Consider the following 13,408-nt stretch of genomic DNA (forward strand, 5'->3'; position numbering starts at 1 on the left):
TGTCGAGGACCGTCCCCTCGATGCCCGCCCCTTCGAGGCCTCGCGATGACAAACGGCGGGATCCCGCTTCGTGGGCGGCGAGTTCGTCGAGGCCGGCGAAGACCTCGGCGCCCGGTGCGAGGGGTGCGGGGACCGTGTCGGGTGTGCCGAGGACGGCGTACCGGACCGGGGCCGGGGCCCGCCGGGACGGCGCGAGGGGGACCCAGTCCACCCGGAACAGCGACTCCTGGTCGTCGAGGGCGGTGCTCAGCTCGGCGAGCTGTTCCTCGTCCAGGGCCGCAGGTCCAACGACGCGACGCCGCCGACCGGGGTGCCGTGCTCGTCGGCGAGGTCACGGACACGGTGTCCTCGCCGTGGGTGCGAGCCGGACGCGCAGCGCGGTCGTCCCGTCGGTGGGTCGTACGCGGATGCCCGTGCACCGGAACGGCAGCCAGGTCCGCGGCCGGGTGCCGGCGCCGGTCGGCCGGGGTCCGCTGGTCGCAGGGCGGCGTGCAGGAGCGCCGGGTGGATCAGAACCCGGCGCCCCGGGTCCGCCGCGTCGGGGTCGGGCGCGGGCAGCCGTACGTCCGCGAACAGGGTGTCTGGCGCCACGCTCCTGCGGTCCGTGCGGCGGCGGCCCGGCGGGCTCGTCGTCGGCGGGCACGGCGACCGCGCCTGCGGGCGGCCACGCGGCGAGAGTCCTGGTGCGCGGGGGTCCTGGTGCGCGGGGTCTTCGTGCGCGGGGGTGTCCGCCGGTCGGTCCTGGCGACGCCGACTGCGTTCCGCGTCCACTCCGGTCTCGCCCGCGCCGCGCGAGTGCACGCTGATCTCGCGCTTGGCGTCGATCAACACGCGGATCTCGCGCTCGCCCGTCCGGGACAGCACCAGCGGCGTCTCCAGGGTGAGTTCGTCGACGACGTCGCAGCCGGCGCGGTGGGCCGCCCACAGGCCAGTTCCAGCGGCACGGCGGCCGGGACCAGGACGGCGCCGTGGACTGCGTGCGCGGCGAGCCACGGGTGGCGCTCGACCGACAGGCGGCCGGTCGCGGCCAGCGCGCCGTGCTCCGCGTCGTCGGTCAGGTCGATGACGGCGTCGAGCAGCGGGTGGTCTGCCGTGCCCGTACCGCCACGTGCGGCAGGGTGCGCGGCGGTGCTCTCGTGGGGCGTCCAGCCAGTGGCGCTGCCCCCTGGAAGGCGTACGCGGGCAGGTCGGTCCAGCGGCCGTCGACGCCGGGGAAGGCCGCTCTCCCACGTCACCGCGGCGCCCGCGACGAACGCCTCGGCCGCCGACCGGTGGAACCGGGCGAGTCCGCCCTCGCCGCGGCGCAGCGTGCCCACGACGGCGGCGGGGTGCCCGCGCTAGTCCAGGGTCTGTTCCAGGCCGGGCGTCAGGACGGGGGTGCGGGGACGCCTCGACGAAGTACCGAAGCCCTGGTCGGCCAGGGCGCGGGTGGCCTCCTCGAAGCGGACGGTGCGGCGCAGGTTGGTGTACCAGTACGCGGCGTCGAGGCCCGTCGTGTCCAGCCAGTCGGCGGTCACCGTCGAGAAGAACGGGCACGTCGGCCGGGCGCGGTGCGAGTCCCGTCAGGACGCGGCGCAGTTCGTCGTGGACGGCTTCCACGTGGGCCGAGTGCGAGGCGTAGTCGACCGGTACCCGGCGGGCCCGTACGTCGTCCCTGCTGCGCAGGCGGCGAGCAGGGCGTCCAGTTCGGCGACGTCGCCGAGACCCGCTCACCGACGTGGGTCCGTTGACGGCCGCGACCGACAGTCCGTCGGTGAGGCGTGCGCGGACGTCCTCGACGGGCAGGGCGACCGACACCATGCCGCCGCGTCCGGACAGCGCCAGGATCGCCTTCGACCGGAGCAGCGACCACCTTCGCGGCGTCGTCGATCGATCAGGGCGCCGGCGACGCACGCGGCGGCGATCTCGCCCTGCGAGTGGCCGACCACGGCGTCCGGCCGCACTCCGTAGGAGCGCCACAGTTCGGCGAGGACACCATCACGGCCCACAGGACGGGCTGGACGACGTCGACGCGTTCCAGCGCCTCGGCGTCGCCGGAGCACGTCGGCGAGGGACCAGTCGATGTACGGTGCCAGCGCGTCGGCGCACTCCCGCATCCGGGCCGCGAACTACCGGGGAGGTGGTCCACAACTCCCGGCCCCATGTCGACCCACTGGGAGCCCTGGCCGGGGAACACGAACACGGTCCCGCCGACGGCCCGTGCGACTCCGGACACCGCTCCCGCAGGGGCGTTCTCGTCGCCGGTGGCGACGGCGGTCAGTGCGGCGGGAGTTCGTCCCAGTCGGCGCCGATCACCACCTGGCGGTGCTCGAACAGCGAGCGCGCTCGTCACGAGTGCGTGGCCGGACGTCCGCGGGGGGCAGGCCGGTGGCGGTGCCGGTGGCGACTGTGTCGCGCAGGCGCAGGGCGCTGGTCGCGCAGGGCCTCCGCCGACCGTGCGGACAGCACCCACGGCACCGACGGCGCACCGATGTTGCGCCGTCTCCCCGGCGGCTGCTCGCTCGGAGGACCGTCCGGCGTTCTGCTGCTGGGGGGGCCTGTTCCAGGATGAGGTGGGCGTTCGTGCCGCTGATCGCCGAACGGCGGAGATGCCGGCGCGGCGCGGGTGATCCGGCGCGCCCGGCCACTCCCTCGCCTCGGTCAGCAGCTCGCACCGCGCCCGGTCGACCAGTCCACGTCCGTCGGGGGCGGTCCACGTGCAGAGCGTCTTCGGCAGCACGCCGTGCCGCAGCGCCTGCACCATCTTGATGACGCCGCCGACGCCCGCGGCGGCCTGCGTGTGACCGATGTTCGACTTCAACGAGCCGAGCCACAAAGGGCTGTTGGGGGTCGCGGTCCTGGCCGTACGTCGCCATGCAGCGCCTGCGCCTCGATCGGGGTCGCCGAGCCGCGTGCCGGTGCCGTGCGCCTCGACCACGTCGACGTCGGCGGGACCGACAGGCCCGGCGTTCGGCGAGGGCCTTGCGGATGACGCGCTGCTGGGCCGGGCTCGCTGGGTGCGGTCAGGCCGTTGGAGGCGCCGTCCTGGTTGACTGCGCTGAGCCGCGGATGCACCGCCCGAGATCCGGCGGCCGTTGCGCCGCGCGTCCGACAGCCGCTCCAGGACGCATGACGCCGACGCCCTCGGAGAGGCCCGGTGCCGTCCGCCGCCGTCCGCGAACGCCTTGCAGCGGCCGTCCTCCGACAGACCCCGCTGGCGGGCGAGTTCGACCATGCAGTGCCGGGGGTGGACATCGACCATCACGCTCCGGCCAGCGCCATGCGTCGTCTGCCCTGACCGCAGGGACTGTACGGCCTGGTGGATCGCGACCAGGGACGACGAGCACGCCGTGTCGGTGGAGATCGCCGGGCCTTCGAGACCCAGTCGTACGCGACGCGGCCCGCGGCCACGCTGTCGTACGCGCCGGTGAGCGCGAAGCCGCGACGTCGCCGGCGGCGCGCCGCCCATCCGCGGGCCGTAGTCGATGGCGTAGAGGCCGGTGAAAAACCCCGGTCGCCGTGCCCCCGCAGTCGCGGCCGGGTCGATGCCCGCCCGTTCCAGCGCCTCCACGTCGTCTCCAGGAGCTGGCGCTGCTGCGGGTCCATCGCCAGCGCCTCGCGCGGCGCTGATGCCCGAAGAACGGCGCGTCGAACCGGGCGAGTTCGGGCAGTGGAACCCGCCCGTGCGCGACGTGGTGCGTCGTGCCGGGCGCCTCGGGTCGGGGTCGCGCAGTGCCGCCAGGTCCCAGCCGCGGTCGACGGGGAAGTCGCTCATCGCGTCGACCTCGTCGGACACGACGCCCCACAGTCCCCTCGGGGAGGTCACTCCGCCAGGAAGCGGCACCCCACGCCCACGACCGCGATGGGTTCGCGCGCCGATTCCTCCAACTCGCGTACGCGCTCGCGCAGTTGCTGCGCGCGTCGCCGACGGCGCGTCGCAAGTAGGACCGGAGCTTGTCGACATCCTCCACCAGGGCCTCCCCAACGGTTGCTCAGCAGACTGGGTGTGACGGGACGGGTGGCCGCACGGGTCGGCGGCCGGACGTCGGGTGCGGCTACACGTATCCGCGGTCGATCAGCGCGTACAGGTCGTCGTCGCTGTGGATCTCCGCGGTGCGCCGGCCGACGGTGCTTCCTCGCGCGGTGCCGGCGGCTCGGGTGTCGGCGGTGCGGGAACGGCCGGTTCGGGCGCCGCCGGTTCCGAGGAGGGGTGAAGAGGTGGCGGGCGAGCCGTTGCGGGGTGGGGTGGGTGAACGCGACGGTGGCCGGGAGCCGTACGCCGGTCGCCGCCGTGACCCGGTTGCGCAGGGCCACCGCCATCGGCGAGTCGAAGCCCAGGGTCTTGAAGGGCTCGGTCGACCGCGCCGCGAGACCGGCGCCCGCCGGGTCCGTGTCGCCCGTGCCGAGGACGGCCGCGGTCTCAGCGCACGAGCGCGAGGACCTCCGCCTCCGATCCCAGGTCCGCAGCGGCGGTGCGTGCGTCGAGCCCGGTGGTGGGTCCGGTGGCGGGTCCGGCGGTGGGTCCGGTGCCGGTCGTGGTGCCCGGTGTCGTCGGCGGCGGTGAGCCAGTGCCGCTGCCGCTGGAACGGGTAGGTCGGCAGGGCGGTCCGGTGCGGCCGGTGGGCGGCGAGCGCCGCCTCCCAGTCCACGGGTACGCCGCGCACGTGCAGTTCGGCCAGCGACTCCAGGACCTCGGCCGCGCTGCCGTCGTGCTTGCTCAGGGTGCCCACGACCTTGGGCGGGTCGGTCAGCGCGTCGGCGGTCTCCGCCATCGCCACCTGGAGCACGGGGTGCGGGCTGACCTCCACGTACACGCCGCCGCGGGTCCGCATGAGCCGCTCTGACGACCTCGCCGAACCGCACCGTGGAGCGCAGGTTGTCGTACCAGTACGAGGCGTCGAGGGCGCGGGTGTCGAGGGGCCCGGCGGTGACCGTGGAGTGGAACTCCACCTCCGTCGGTATCGGCGTGATGCCGTCGGCGGCCCGAGCACCCGGTCGCGGATGCGCTCGACGTGGTGGGAGTGGGAGGCGTACTCGACCCTGACGCGGCGGGCGCGGACGCCGCGTCGTCGGCGGCCCGGGCGGCGAACTCGTCCAGGGGCGCCGGGGTCTCCGGCGATCACCACCGAGGCGGGGTCCGTTGACCGCGGCCACGGACAGCCGTCCTGGCCAGGGGGCGATGAGTTCCTCGACCTGGCCCAGGGGCGCGGCGACCGCGGTCAGTCCCGCCGTGGCCGGCCAGGTCGGTCAGGGCCTGGCTGCGCAGGGCGACGACCCGTGCCGCGTCGTCGAGGGAGAGGGCGCCCGACGCGCAGGGCCGCGGCGATCTCGCCCTGCGAGTGTCCGACCACCGCGTCGGGGACCACGCCGAGGGAGCGCCACAGCCGGGCCAGGGACACCATCATCGCGAACAGCGCGGGCTGGATCACGGTGTCCCCGTGCTCCGCCGCCGGTGCCGGTTCCGGGCCGGTCAGCAGCTCGGTCAGGGGACCAGTCCTGCCAGGGCCGCAGGGCGCGGTCGCAGGCGTCGATCGACCGGGCGAAGACCTCCGACTCGGCGTACAACTGCCGCCCCATGCCCTGCCATTGGGAGCCCTGGCCGGGGAACACGAAGACGACCGGGCCCGCCGCCGCTCCCCGGCCGTGCCGCGCACCGCCCGTGCCGCCGTGCCGCCGGTCGCCAGCTGTCCGAGACCGGCCAGCGTCTCGTCGCGGTCGCCGCTCAGCAGGACCGCCCGGTGGGCGAACGGGGGTCCGCGTCGACACGAGGGAGTGGGGCGGCGTCGGCGGCCGACGGTGCCGTGTCGCCTGCCATGAGGTCCCGCAGCCGTGCGGCCTGCTCGCGCAGGGGCCGGCTCGGACCGCGCGGACAGCACCCAGGGCAGCACTTCGGCGGCATGCGTGACCGCCAACTCTCCGTCTATAGAAGCGAGTTCAGATGGTTCGCTGCTGTCTCCCGGTGCCTGTTCGAGGATCAGGTGCGCGTTGGTGCCGCCGAGGCCGAACGCGGACACCCCGGCCCGGCGCGGCCGGTCGGGGCTGCCGGGCCAGGGCCGTGCGGCGTCGAGGACCTCGAAGTCGCGGTGGAAGTCGGGGACGGCGGGGTTCGGGAGCGGAAGTTCAGGTGCGGGACCAGGTGCGCCCGGTCCACGCAGAGCGCCGTCTTCACGAAGCCGACGATGCCCGCGGCGGGCTCCAGGTGCCCGACGTTCGTCTTCACCGAGCCGATCGTGAGGGGGCGGTCGCGGCCGGTCCGCCGGAACACCTCGCGCAGGCCGGACAGTTCGGCCGGATCGCCGACCCGGGTGCCGGTGCCGTGGGCCTCCACGTAGTCGACGTCGTCGAAGCCGAGCTCCGCGCGGTCGAGCGCGGCGAGCACGGCCGCCGCCTGGCCGGTGGGGCTGGGGTCCGGCATCCGGCTGGACGCCCCGCCGCTGCCGACGCCCCAGCCGCGCACCACCGCGTAGATGTGGTCGCCGTCGGCGACGGCGAGGTCGAGCCGCTTCAGGACGACGAACGCCCCGCCCTCGCCGCGGACGAAGCCGCTGGCCCGTTCGTCGAAGGTGAAGCAGCGGCCGTCGGGCGAGAGGGCGCCCAGGTTCGCCAGGCCGAGGCCCGCCTCCGGGTCGGCGATCAGGTGGACGCCGCCCGCGATCGCCAGGTCGGCGGCGCCGCCCCTGATCCGGTCGCAGGCCAGGGCGAGGGAGACGAGCGAGGAGGACTGGCCGGAGTCCGTGGCCAGGCTCATGCCGCGGGCGTCGAACAGGTGGGAGATGCGGTTCGCGATCAGCGCGCCGCTGGAGCCGAGGGCGGCGTAGTGGTCGTCGCGGTCGCTGCCGGACAGCTTGCGCAGCAGTTCGTACCCGGAGGGCGCGGCGCCGACCAGGACGTCGACGGCGCGGCCGGCGAGCGCGGTGGCCGGGACGCGGGCGTCCTCGACGGCCTCCCAGGCGAGTTCGAGGCCGAGCCGCTGCACGGGTCCATGGCGGCGGCCTCCGCCGCGCCCGTATCGAAGAACTCGGCGTCGAAGCCGTCGATGGAGTCGAAGAACGATCCCGTGCGCACGGTGGCGGCGTCCGGATGGGGACGGCTGGGCCCATGGGGGACGGGTGGGCGGGGTGGGTCGCGTCGGTGGCCCGCTGTCCGGGGAACGTGCCGACGGTCGACCTCCCGTCGAGGAGCAGCCGCCAGAACGCGCCCAGGTCGGGCACGCCGGGGAAGCGGCACGACATCCCGACGACGGTAACACCGGTGGCTGCGCCACTCATGCGAACCCCTTCCGGTCCTCTCGGCGTACGGCCGGCTCGGCGCGTACGGACTGCATCGCTCACTGCCAGGACGTCAGCACCGCGCGCAGGCCGTCCGGCGCGTCCATGAAGTCGTAGTGGCCGCCGTCGACGTGGCGGACCTCGACCGTCTCCGCGTACGGGCGCCATCCCGCGAGCTGGTCGGGGTGTGACGTCGGGGTCGTCGCGCCAGTGCAGGACGACGACGGGGCACGGCACGGCGACCCGCTCCACGCGCCGGTAGGCGCCGGCGGCGGCGTGGTCGCGGAGCAGGACGGACAGGCCCATGTCGATCATGTCCGGGCGCGGTGCGATGCCCCGGCCGCGCAGGAACATCTCCAGTTCGGTGCGGAGCTGGGGGTTCGGTCATGCTCAGCATGCGGTCGCGGGCGGCGTCGTGCGGGGCCGGCTGGCCGGACACGAACAGGCGCCGCGGTGTGGCAGGCCGAGTCCGGCGAGGCGGAGCACGGTCTCGTAGGCGGGCAGGGCGCCCGCGCAGTGCGCGAAGAACGCGAACGGCCGGTCGAGGTGCGGCGCCAGGGCTTCGACGAGGTCGTCGGCGAGCTGCTCGTAGGTGCCGTAGTGGGGGGTGGCCGAGCCGGTTCTCGCGGCCGGGGGAACTGCACCGGGCAGATCTCGGCGCCGCCGATCTCGGCCGGCCAGGCGCTGAACGCCGACGCGCCGCCGCCGGAGAAGGGGAAGCAGAAGATTCGGCCGGTGGCGTCGGGGGCCGGCGGCCGGACGAACCACGGCGACGCGGTGGTGGTGGGGCCGGGGGTCATGGCGTCCGCCGTTCCTGGGTGACGATGGGCAGGTGGGTCAGGCCGGCGATGAAGTGCGAGCGCAGGTGCTGCGGTTCGCCGGCGAGCTCGATCGATCCGCATCGCTGGAGCAGTTCCTCGAAGAAGATCCGCAGCGTCAGCCGGGCCAGGGGGCGCGCCGATGCAGAAGTGCGGCCCGAAGCCGAACGCGACCTGGCGCTTGGCGTTGTCGCGGGTGAGGTCGAACGTGCGGGTCGGGGAAGCGACTCGCGTCCCGGTTGGCGGACCCGATCCAGGCGACGACGGCGCCGCGGGCCGGGATCGTGCCCCCGCCGATCTGTACGTCGTCGACGGCGTACCGCATGAAGTTGCAGGCGGCGGAGGTCCAGCGCAGTCCTTCCTCGACGAGGTTGGGGGATCAGCGTGGGGTCGGCCTGTGCCTTGTCGAACTGCTCGCCGCTCGATGAGTGCCTGCACGGTGCCGGAGACGGTGTGCGGCGTCGTCACGTTGGCGCCCAGCAGGATGCTGTAGCCGTCGAGGGCGATCTCCTCGTCGGTCAGCGGCGCGTCCCCGGCGTGGACGCTCATGAGGTGGTCGAGGAGGCTGCCAGTCCGTGTCGCCGGAGGCCCGCCGCCGCTTCACCCGGTCGGTGACGTAGGTGACGAGTTCGTGGTGGAGATATGGCGAGCGTCGCGCTTCGCCGCCCAGCTGGAAGTGCGGGTCGGAGGGGCAGTCACCATCGCGGTCAGCTGGACGAGTTCGGCCCAGTCGCGTTCCGGGATGCCGAGGAGCGGGCCCGTGACGATCGCCGGGAGGAGCAGTGCCTGCTCGGCCAGGTCGAAGGGGGCGCCGTCCAGGGCCGGTTCGAGGAAGCGGACGACGGACTGCCGGATCCGGTCCTCCCAGGGCGCCACGGCCCGGGCGGTGAGCCGGGCGCCGATGGCCCTGCGGACCTCGGTGTGCCGCGGCGGGTCGGTGGACGTCAGCAGGGTGCCGGGCTCGCGACGTCGTCCTGCCCGAGATGGGTGCAGACCGTGCCGCGCTCCGAGGTGAACTCCCGGTGGTCGCCGAGCACCCGGCAGACGTCCTCGTAGCGGGTCACGGACCAGAACTCCCGGCCGTCCGGGAGGACTTGGTGGTGCAGGGGCGCCCGCTCGCGCATCTCGTCCCAGATCGGGTGCGGGTCGCCGGCCGTGTAGAGGTCGAGGTCGAACAGGTCGACGGCGTCGAGGTCGATGGCGCGCCGGGGGCCCGGCGTCAGCCTCACGCCGCGGCCCTCGCCCGCTCGATCAGCTCGGCGACCCGGGCCGGGGTCTGGGCGAGGTAGAAGTCGCGGACGGACAGCCGGACGTCGTAGTCCTGCGCCACCCGGTCGATGATCTTGATGCCGGTCAGTGAATTGCCGCCGAGCGCGAAGAAGTCGTCGTCCACGCCGACGGTCCGGCCGTCGAGGTGTTCCCCCACAGCTCGGCGATCTCCTGCCCCAGCGACACCGGCGCGCTCGAAGGCGCGGGCTTGTTGGTCCATTGCGGGTCCTTTCCTTCCTCCGGGCTCTGTGCGCTGTCCCGCCGGCGAGACACGTTCCTTGATCGGGCGAGTCGATCGTCGCGTGGATCGGGGCCCGCTCCCACCGGGTCGGCGGGGCGCGCCCGCGCGCCGGCCGATGGGTTGACCGGCTGATCCGCGCTCCGTGACCGTGAGGGCGAATGTGCAACGGCGGGCGAGGCCCAGCGGATTGAGGGGGCACGACGTGGGGACACAGCGATACCGACGCGGGACGTGGTGATCGCGGGCGCCGGGCCGACCGGCCTGATGCTCGCCTGCGAACTGCGGCTGGCGGGCGTCGACGTGACGGTGGTCGAGCGGCTCGCGGAACGGACGGGCGAGTCGCGGGCCGGCGGGAATGCACGCGCGCACGCTCGAAGTGCTGGACCAGCGCGGCGTCCTGACCGCTTCCTGGCGGCCGGCGAGCTGCAGCCGGTGGGCCACTTCTCCGGTCTCTACCTGACTTCGACGAGTCCGAGTCCCGGCACGCGTACCCGCTGATGATCCGCAGTCGGTCATCGAGCGGCTGCTGGAGGAGTGGGCCGCCGAGCTCGGCGTGCGGGTGCGCAGATCCGCTCCGGTCACCGGGATCCGCCAGGACGCGGAGGGCGTGACCGTCGAACTGGGTACGGACGGGGTGGGACCGCGGCGCTGCGCGCCCGCTATCTCGTGGGCTGCGACGGCGGGCGCAGCTCGGTGCGCAAGCTGGCGGGCATCGGCTTCCCGGCACGCCGGCGACGATGACCGCGCTGATCGGCGACGTGGAACCCCCGGATCTGACCGAGGGAGTACGTCTGGGTGCGGCGCGGTCCCGGCGGCGACTACTCGGCAATCGCGTTCGAGCCGGGCTGGTTCCGGGTGATCACCTCCGACTACGACCGGGTCGCCGGGTCCGCCGAACCGGCGACGTTCGAGCAGCTCAGGGAGTCGCTGGTGCGGCTCGCGGGCACGGACTTCGGCATGCGGAAGCCGCGCTGGGTCTCCCGGTTCAACGACGCGGCGCGACAGGCCGACCGCTACCGGCAGGGCCGAAAGTGCTGCTGGCGGGCGACGCGGCGCACATCCACTTCCCGGCCGGTGGGCAGGGGGCTGAACATGGGCGTGCAGGACGCGGTCAACCTGGGCTGGAAGCTCGCCTCCGTGGTGCGCGGCCGGGCGCCGGGAGAGCCTGCTGGACAGCTATCACGCCGAGCGCCACCCGGTCGCGGAGCGGGTGCTGCACAACACCCGGGCGCAGTCGGCGCTGGCCCGGCCAGGACCGCAGACGGACGCGCTGCGCGAGGTGTTCGGCGAGCTGCTGGTGTTCGACGACGTGAACCGTCACCTGCGCGCGATGCTCACCGCGCTGGACGTCCGGTACCCGGCGGACTGCGACCATCCGCTGGCGGGCCGCCGGGTGCCGGACGCGGACCTCGAGACGGCCGACGGCGCCACCCGGGTCCACGAACTGCTGCGCGCCGGGCGTCCGGTGCTGCTCGATCTGCGCGGCGGGGTGCGTCGGCGGCGGTCGCCGCGGGCTGGGCCGACCGCGTGGACGTCGTCGAGGCGCGCAGCGAGGCCGACCACTGGTCGGTGCCCGTCATCGGCGAGGTGCTCGCTCCGGCGGCGCTGCTCGTCCGTCCCGACGGTCACGTCGCGTGGGCGGCGGCCCCGACGGCCCGCCCGGCCGCGCCGCCCTGCGCACCGCCCTCACCACCTGGTTCGGTCCGCCGGCCCGGAGGTGAGCGGCTGACCCCGCCATGACCGTGGCGGCCGTCGGAACCCTTCCGGGTTCCGACGGCCGCCGTTTCGTGCGGGCGGGCCGGGGTCAGGTGGCCGCGATCGCGTCCAGGACATCCGGGCCGCTGTCGACGAGGTACATGTGGTCGCCGGGGAACTCCGTGTAGCTGAACTCCGCCGTGGTCGCGGCCTGCCACTGGCGGGCCTCGTCCGCGGTGACCAGGCCGTCGGAGCCGCCCCGCAGCGAGTGGATCGGCACCGACACCGGTGTGTCGGTGCTCGGCAGGTAGCTCTCGTGCATCTCGCAGTCGGCCTGGAGGACGGGCAGGATCAGTTCCCGCATCTCCGGGTGGTCGAGCGCTTCGTGCCGGAATCCCGCGAACTCCTCTACCCTGGCGAGGAACTCGTCGTCGGGAAGCCCGGCCGCGCGCCGCTCGCGCTGCGTCCACGGCCCCGGCGACCCGCTGACGACCAGCCGGTCGACGTGGACGCCGCGGGTGCCGAGCAGGTGCACCAGTTCGTACGCGAGACCGCGCCCAGGCTGTGGCCGAAGAGCACGCACCGGTTCCCTTCGCCGATGTCGGCGACGACGTCGTCGACGGAGCCCCTTGGCCGCCTCGACGACGTTGCGGTAGGGCGTCTCCCAGGATCCGCCGTTCCCTGCCGGGCAGTTCGACCGAGGTCACGCGCCACCGGTCGGCGGCCAGCGCCTGCCACGGGTGGAAGAACGACGGTCCCGCTCTGGCGAACGGCACGCACAGCAGCGTGCTCTGGTCCCCCGTGGTCCGCCGACGTACCGGCCTGTGTCACTTCGACCCACTCCCTCGTCCTGGGCCGCCAGCTTGCGGTGGACGACCTCGAAGAATTCGGCCACGGGCGCGGGCATGTGCATCTCGTGGTGCGTGGCCTGCACCCGTGCACCTCCAGGGAGCCGCCGACGCGCCGGCCGCCACAGGTGCGCGTACGACGGCTCCTCCAGCGCCGCGTTGAAATACAGCACGTCGCCCCGGTAGACCGGCGATTCGAAGTCGCTCATCAGGGGACGTGTTGTTGGCGAGGACCTTCGACATGGTGTCGAGGAAGCCCCCGCCGGTTGCCGGTGCGGATGTACTGGCTGAAGTCGTCCTCCAGTTCCGCCCGGTAGTCCGTCGCGTCCTTGCCGGCGTGGATCGTCGGCGAAGCCGTGGCCGCCCGGCTGGGCGTCCAGGACGGCGACGAGGGCGATCTCGTGGCCGCGCCGGTCGAGCGCCTCCGCGACGGCCTGCACGACGGTGCCGCCGTAGGACCAGCCGACCAGGTGGAAGGGGGCCTCCGGCTGGATCCGCAGCATCTCGGTGACGTAGTCGTCGATCATCTCCGGCACGGAGGCGGCCAGGGCCTCCACGCCGTCGGAGCCGCGGACTGCAGGGCGTAGGCGGCGCGGTCCCGCAGGTGCAGGACGAAGCTGCAGTACGCCCAGGCCGAGGCCGCCGCCGCCGTGGAAGAACCACATGGGCGGTTTGCCGGTGCCGGGGTCGCTGTTCAGGGGCAGCACGACCGCGAAGGAGTCGGCGTCGTCGTCGGGGGACGCCGCCGGCCAGCATCAGCGCGGCGAGCTCGGCCACCGTGGGAGTAGCGGATGACGTCCTGATGGGGATGTCGATGTCGAACTGTTTGGTGGATGTGGACGCTGAGCCGGGTGGCGAGCAGCGAGTGCCCGCCCAGGGCGAAGAAGCCGTCGTCGATGCCGACGTGGGAAACCACGCCGAGCAACTCGGCGAACAGGGCGCAGAGTTGCTCCTCGTAGGCGTTGCGCGGCCGCGCGCCCACCGGGGTGCGGAGGGTGTCCTGCTCGGGCAGGGCGCGGCGGTCGAGCTTGCCGTTCGAGGTGAGCGGGACGTCCGCCAGTACCTGGACGGCGGAGGGCACCATCGTAGTCCGGGAGTTGTTCCCGCAGGTAGGCGGTGAGCCTGTCGGGGTCGACCGCCGCGGCGTCGGTTCGCGCACCGCGTATCCCACGAGCCGCTTGTCGCCCTCCTGGTTCTCGCGCACCACGACCACGGCCTGTGCCACACCGGGGTGTCCCGCCATGGCCTGCTCGATCTCGCCCAGTTCGATCCGGAAGCCGCGATCTTCAC

At 74.0% G+C, this 13,408-nt stretch carries 17 protein-coding genes and 9 pseudogenes; 5 read left to right on the forward strand and 21 right to left on the reverse strand.

What is annotated here, in order from left to right; all coding sequences use genetic code 11:
- Positions 1–246: 246 nt before the first annotated feature.
- From RBJ77_RS61885 to RBJ77_RS61970, 18 genes and pseudogenes are all read right to left on the reverse strand, one after another.
- Entirely contained in the window at positions 247–864 is a 618-nt protein-coding gene (locus RBJ77_RS61885; RefSeq protein ID WP_372352932.1) for a hypothetical protein, read from the reverse strand.
- Positions 825–1,316, reverse strand: coding sequence for a hypothetical protein (locus RBJ77_RS61890; RefSeq protein ID WP_372352890.1), 492 nt, complete (start codon positions 1,314–1,316; stop codon positions 825–827). Before RBJ77_RS61890 ends, RBJ77_RS61885 begins: the two co-directional genes overlap by 40 nt.
- A 21-nt stretch (positions 1,317–1,337) precedes the next feature.
- Positions 1,338–1,517 carry a hypothetical protein gene (locus RBJ77_RS61895; protein ID WP_372352891.1) on the reverse strand — a complete coding sequence of 60 codons (180 nt, stop codon included), beginning with the start codon at positions 1,515–1,517 and terminating at the stop codon, positions 1,338–1,340.
- A 70-nt stretch (positions 1,518–1,587) separates the two neighbouring features.
- Positions 1,588–1,800: pseudogene (locus RBJ77_RS61900) on the reverse strand (hypothetical protein); the annotation flags it as partial.
- Complete coding sequence (locus RBJ77_RS61905) at positions 1,710–2,096, reverse strand: acyltransferase domain-containing protein (protein ID WP_372352892.1); 387 nt, start codon at positions 2,094–2,096, stop codon at positions 1,710–1,712. The pseudogene RBJ77_RS61900 and the gene RBJ77_RS61905, both read right to left, overlap by 91 nt.
- 665 nt (positions 2,097–2,761) lie before the next feature.
- A pseudogene (locus RBJ77_RS61910) lies at positions 2,762–3,241 on the reverse strand (polyketide synthase); the annotation flags it as partial.
- Entirely contained in the window at positions 3,241–3,585 is a 345-nt protein-coding gene (locus RBJ77_RS61915) for a beta-ketoacyl synthase N-terminal-like domain-containing protein (protein ID WP_372352893.1), read from the reverse strand. The pseudogene RBJ77_RS61910 and the gene RBJ77_RS61915, both read right to left, overlap by 1 nt.
- A 609-nt stretch (positions 3,586–4,194) precedes the next feature.
- Positions 4,195–4,326, reverse strand: a pseudogene (locus RBJ77_RS61920) (acyl carrier protein); the annotation flags it as partial.
- Positions 4,327–4,643: 317 nt separating this feature from the next.
- Positions 4,644–5,105, reverse strand: a pseudogene (locus RBJ77_RS61925) (acyltransferase domain-containing protein); the annotation flags it as partial.
- Positions 5,106–5,198: 93 nt separating this feature from the next.
- Positions 5,199–5,408, reverse strand: coding sequence for an acyltransferase domain-containing protein (locus RBJ77_RS61930; protein WP_372352925.1), 210 nt, complete (start codon positions 5,406–5,408; stop codon positions 5,199–5,201).
- A gap of 561 nt (positions 5,409–5,969) precedes the next feature.
- A pseudogene (locus RBJ77_RS61935) lies at positions 5,970–6,134 on the reverse strand (hypothetical protein); the annotation flags it as partial.
- Positions 6,135–6,154: 20 nt separating this feature from the next.
- Positions 6,155–6,955: pseudogene (locus tag RBJ77_RS61940) on the reverse strand (polyketide synthase); the annotation flags it as partial.
- Between the two features lie 148 nt (positions 6,956–7,103).
- A pseudogene (locus RBJ77_RS61945) lies at positions 7,104–7,601 on the reverse strand (beta-ketoacyl synthase N-terminal-like domain-containing protein); the annotation flags it as partial.
- A gap of 36 nt (positions 7,602–7,637) precedes the next feature.
- Positions 7,638–8,015, reverse strand: coding sequence for a thioesterase domain-containing protein (locus RBJ77_RS61950; protein WP_372352894.1), 378 nt, complete (start codon positions 8,013–8,015; stop codon positions 7,638–7,640).
- 168 nt (positions 8,016–8,183) lie between these two features.
- Positions 8,184–8,390 carry a hypothetical protein gene (locus RBJ77_RS61955; protein WP_372352895.1) on the reverse strand — a complete coding sequence of 69 codons (207 nt, stop codon included), beginning with the start codon at positions 8,388–8,390 and terminating at the stop codon, positions 8,184–8,186.
- Between the two features lie 275 nt (positions 8,391–8,665).
- Complete coding sequence (locus RBJ77_RS61960) at positions 8,666–8,941, reverse strand: hypothetical protein (RefSeq protein ID WP_372352896.1); 276 nt, start codon at positions 8,939–8,941, stop codon at positions 8,666–8,668.
- A 68-nt stretch (positions 8,942–9,009) separates the two neighbouring features.
- The gene (locus RBJ77_RS61965; RefSeq protein WP_372352897.1) at positions 9,010–9,294 is read right to left on the reverse strand and encodes a hypothetical protein; all 285 of its coding nucleotides are present in this window, start codon (positions 9,292–9,294) and stop codon (positions 9,010–9,012) included.
- Positions 9,291–9,554, reverse strand: coding sequence for a phosphopantetheine-binding protein (locus RBJ77_RS61970; RefSeq protein ID WP_372352898.1), 264 nt, complete (start codon positions 9,552–9,554; stop codon positions 9,291–9,293). Before RBJ77_RS61970 ends, RBJ77_RS61965 begins: the two co-directional genes overlap by 4 nt.
- Before the next feature lie 252 nt (positions 9,555–9,806).
- Between RBJ77_RS61970 and RBJ77_RS61975 the strand changes: the two genes are divergently transcribed.
- The 5 genes and pseudogenes from RBJ77_RS61975 to RBJ77_RS61995 all read left to right on the forward strand — a co-directional run bounded on the left by RBJ77_RS61975 (position 9,807) and on the right by RBJ77_RS61995 (position 11,315).
- Positions 9,807–10,073 (forward strand): FAD-dependent monooxygenase, encoded by a 267-nt coding sequence (locus RBJ77_RS61975; RefSeq protein WP_372352899.1) that lies wholly within the window; start codon positions 9,807–9,809, stop codon positions 10,071–10,073.
- Positions 10,074–10,109: 36 nt separating this feature from the next.
- On the forward strand, positions 10,110–10,316 hold the full coding sequence (locus tag RBJ77_RS61980; RefSeq protein WP_372352900.1) for an FAD-dependent monooxygenase: 207 nt from the start codon (positions 10,110–10,112) through the stop codon (positions 10,314–10,316).
- 189 nt (positions 10,317–10,505) lie between these two features.
- Positions 10,506–10,676 (forward strand): annotated as a pseudogene (locus RBJ77_RS61985) (FAD-dependent oxidoreductase); the annotation flags it as partial.
- The gene (locus RBJ77_RS61990) at positions 10,607–10,888 is read left to right on the forward strand and encodes a hypothetical protein (RefSeq protein WP_372352901.1); all 282 of its coding nucleotides are present in this window, start codon (positions 10,607–10,609) and stop codon (positions 10,886–10,888) included. The pseudogene RBJ77_RS61985 and the gene RBJ77_RS61990, both read left to right, overlap by 70 nt.
- A 17-nt stretch (positions 10,889–10,905) precedes the next feature.
- Positions 10,906–11,315 (forward strand): annotated as a pseudogene (locus RBJ77_RS61995) (polyketide hydroxylase).
- Positions 11,316–11,379: 64 nt separating this feature from the next.
- Here RBJ77_RS61995 and RBJ77_RS62000 read toward each other — a convergent pair.
- From RBJ77_RS62000 to RBJ77_RS62010, 3 genes are all read right to left on the reverse strand, one after another.
- Positions 11,380–11,853 carry a thioesterase II family protein gene (locus tag RBJ77_RS62000; protein ID WP_372352902.1) on the reverse strand — a complete coding sequence of 158 codons (474 nt, stop codon included), beginning with the start codon at positions 11,851–11,853 and terminating at the stop codon, positions 11,380–11,382.
- Between the two features lie 120 nt (positions 11,854–11,973).
- On the reverse strand, positions 11,974–12,825 hold the full coding sequence (locus RBJ77_RS62005; RefSeq protein ID WP_372352903.1) for a thioesterase domain-containing protein: 852 nt from the start codon (positions 12,823–12,825) through the stop codon (positions 11,974–11,976).
- Positions 12,813–13,361, reverse strand: coding sequence for a phosphopantetheine-binding protein (locus RBJ77_RS62010; RefSeq protein WP_372352904.1), 549 nt, complete (start codon positions 13,359–13,361; stop codon positions 12,813–12,815). Before RBJ77_RS62010 ends, RBJ77_RS62005 begins: the two co-directional genes overlap by 13 nt.
- Positions 13,362–13,408 lie beyond the last annotated feature (47 nt).

The sequence above is a fragment of the Streptomyces sp. KL116D genome (assembly GCF_030766975.1).
In the GTDB taxonomy this organism is placed as follows: domain Bacteria; phylum Actinomycetota; class Actinomycetes; order Streptomycetales; family Streptomycetaceae; genus Streptomyces; species Streptomyces longispororuber_A.

Bases quoted from the DNA above. Each gene is read 5' to 3' on its own strand.
- RBJ77_RS61905 (WP_372352892.1), bottom strand. From the start codon at position 2,096: ATGCGGGAGTGCGCCGACGCGCTGGCACCGTACATCGACTGGTCCCTC.
- RBJ77_RS61915 (WP_372352893.1), bottom strand. From the start codon at position 3,585: ATGGACCCGCAGCAGCGCCAGCTCCTGGAGACGACGTGGAGGCGCTGG.
- RBJ77_RS61955 (WP_372352895.1), bottom strand. From the start codon at position 8,390: ATGCGGTACGCCGTCGACGACGTACAGATCGGCGGGGGCACGATCCCG.
- RBJ77_RS61970 (WP_372352898.1), bottom strand. From the start codon at position 9,554: ATGGACCAACAAGCCCGCGCCTTCGAGCGCGCCGGTGTCGCTGGGGCA.
- RBJ77_RS62010 (WP_372352904.1), bottom strand. From the start codon at position 13,361: ATGGCGGGACACCCCGGTGTGGCACAGGCCGTGGTCGTGGTGCGCGAG.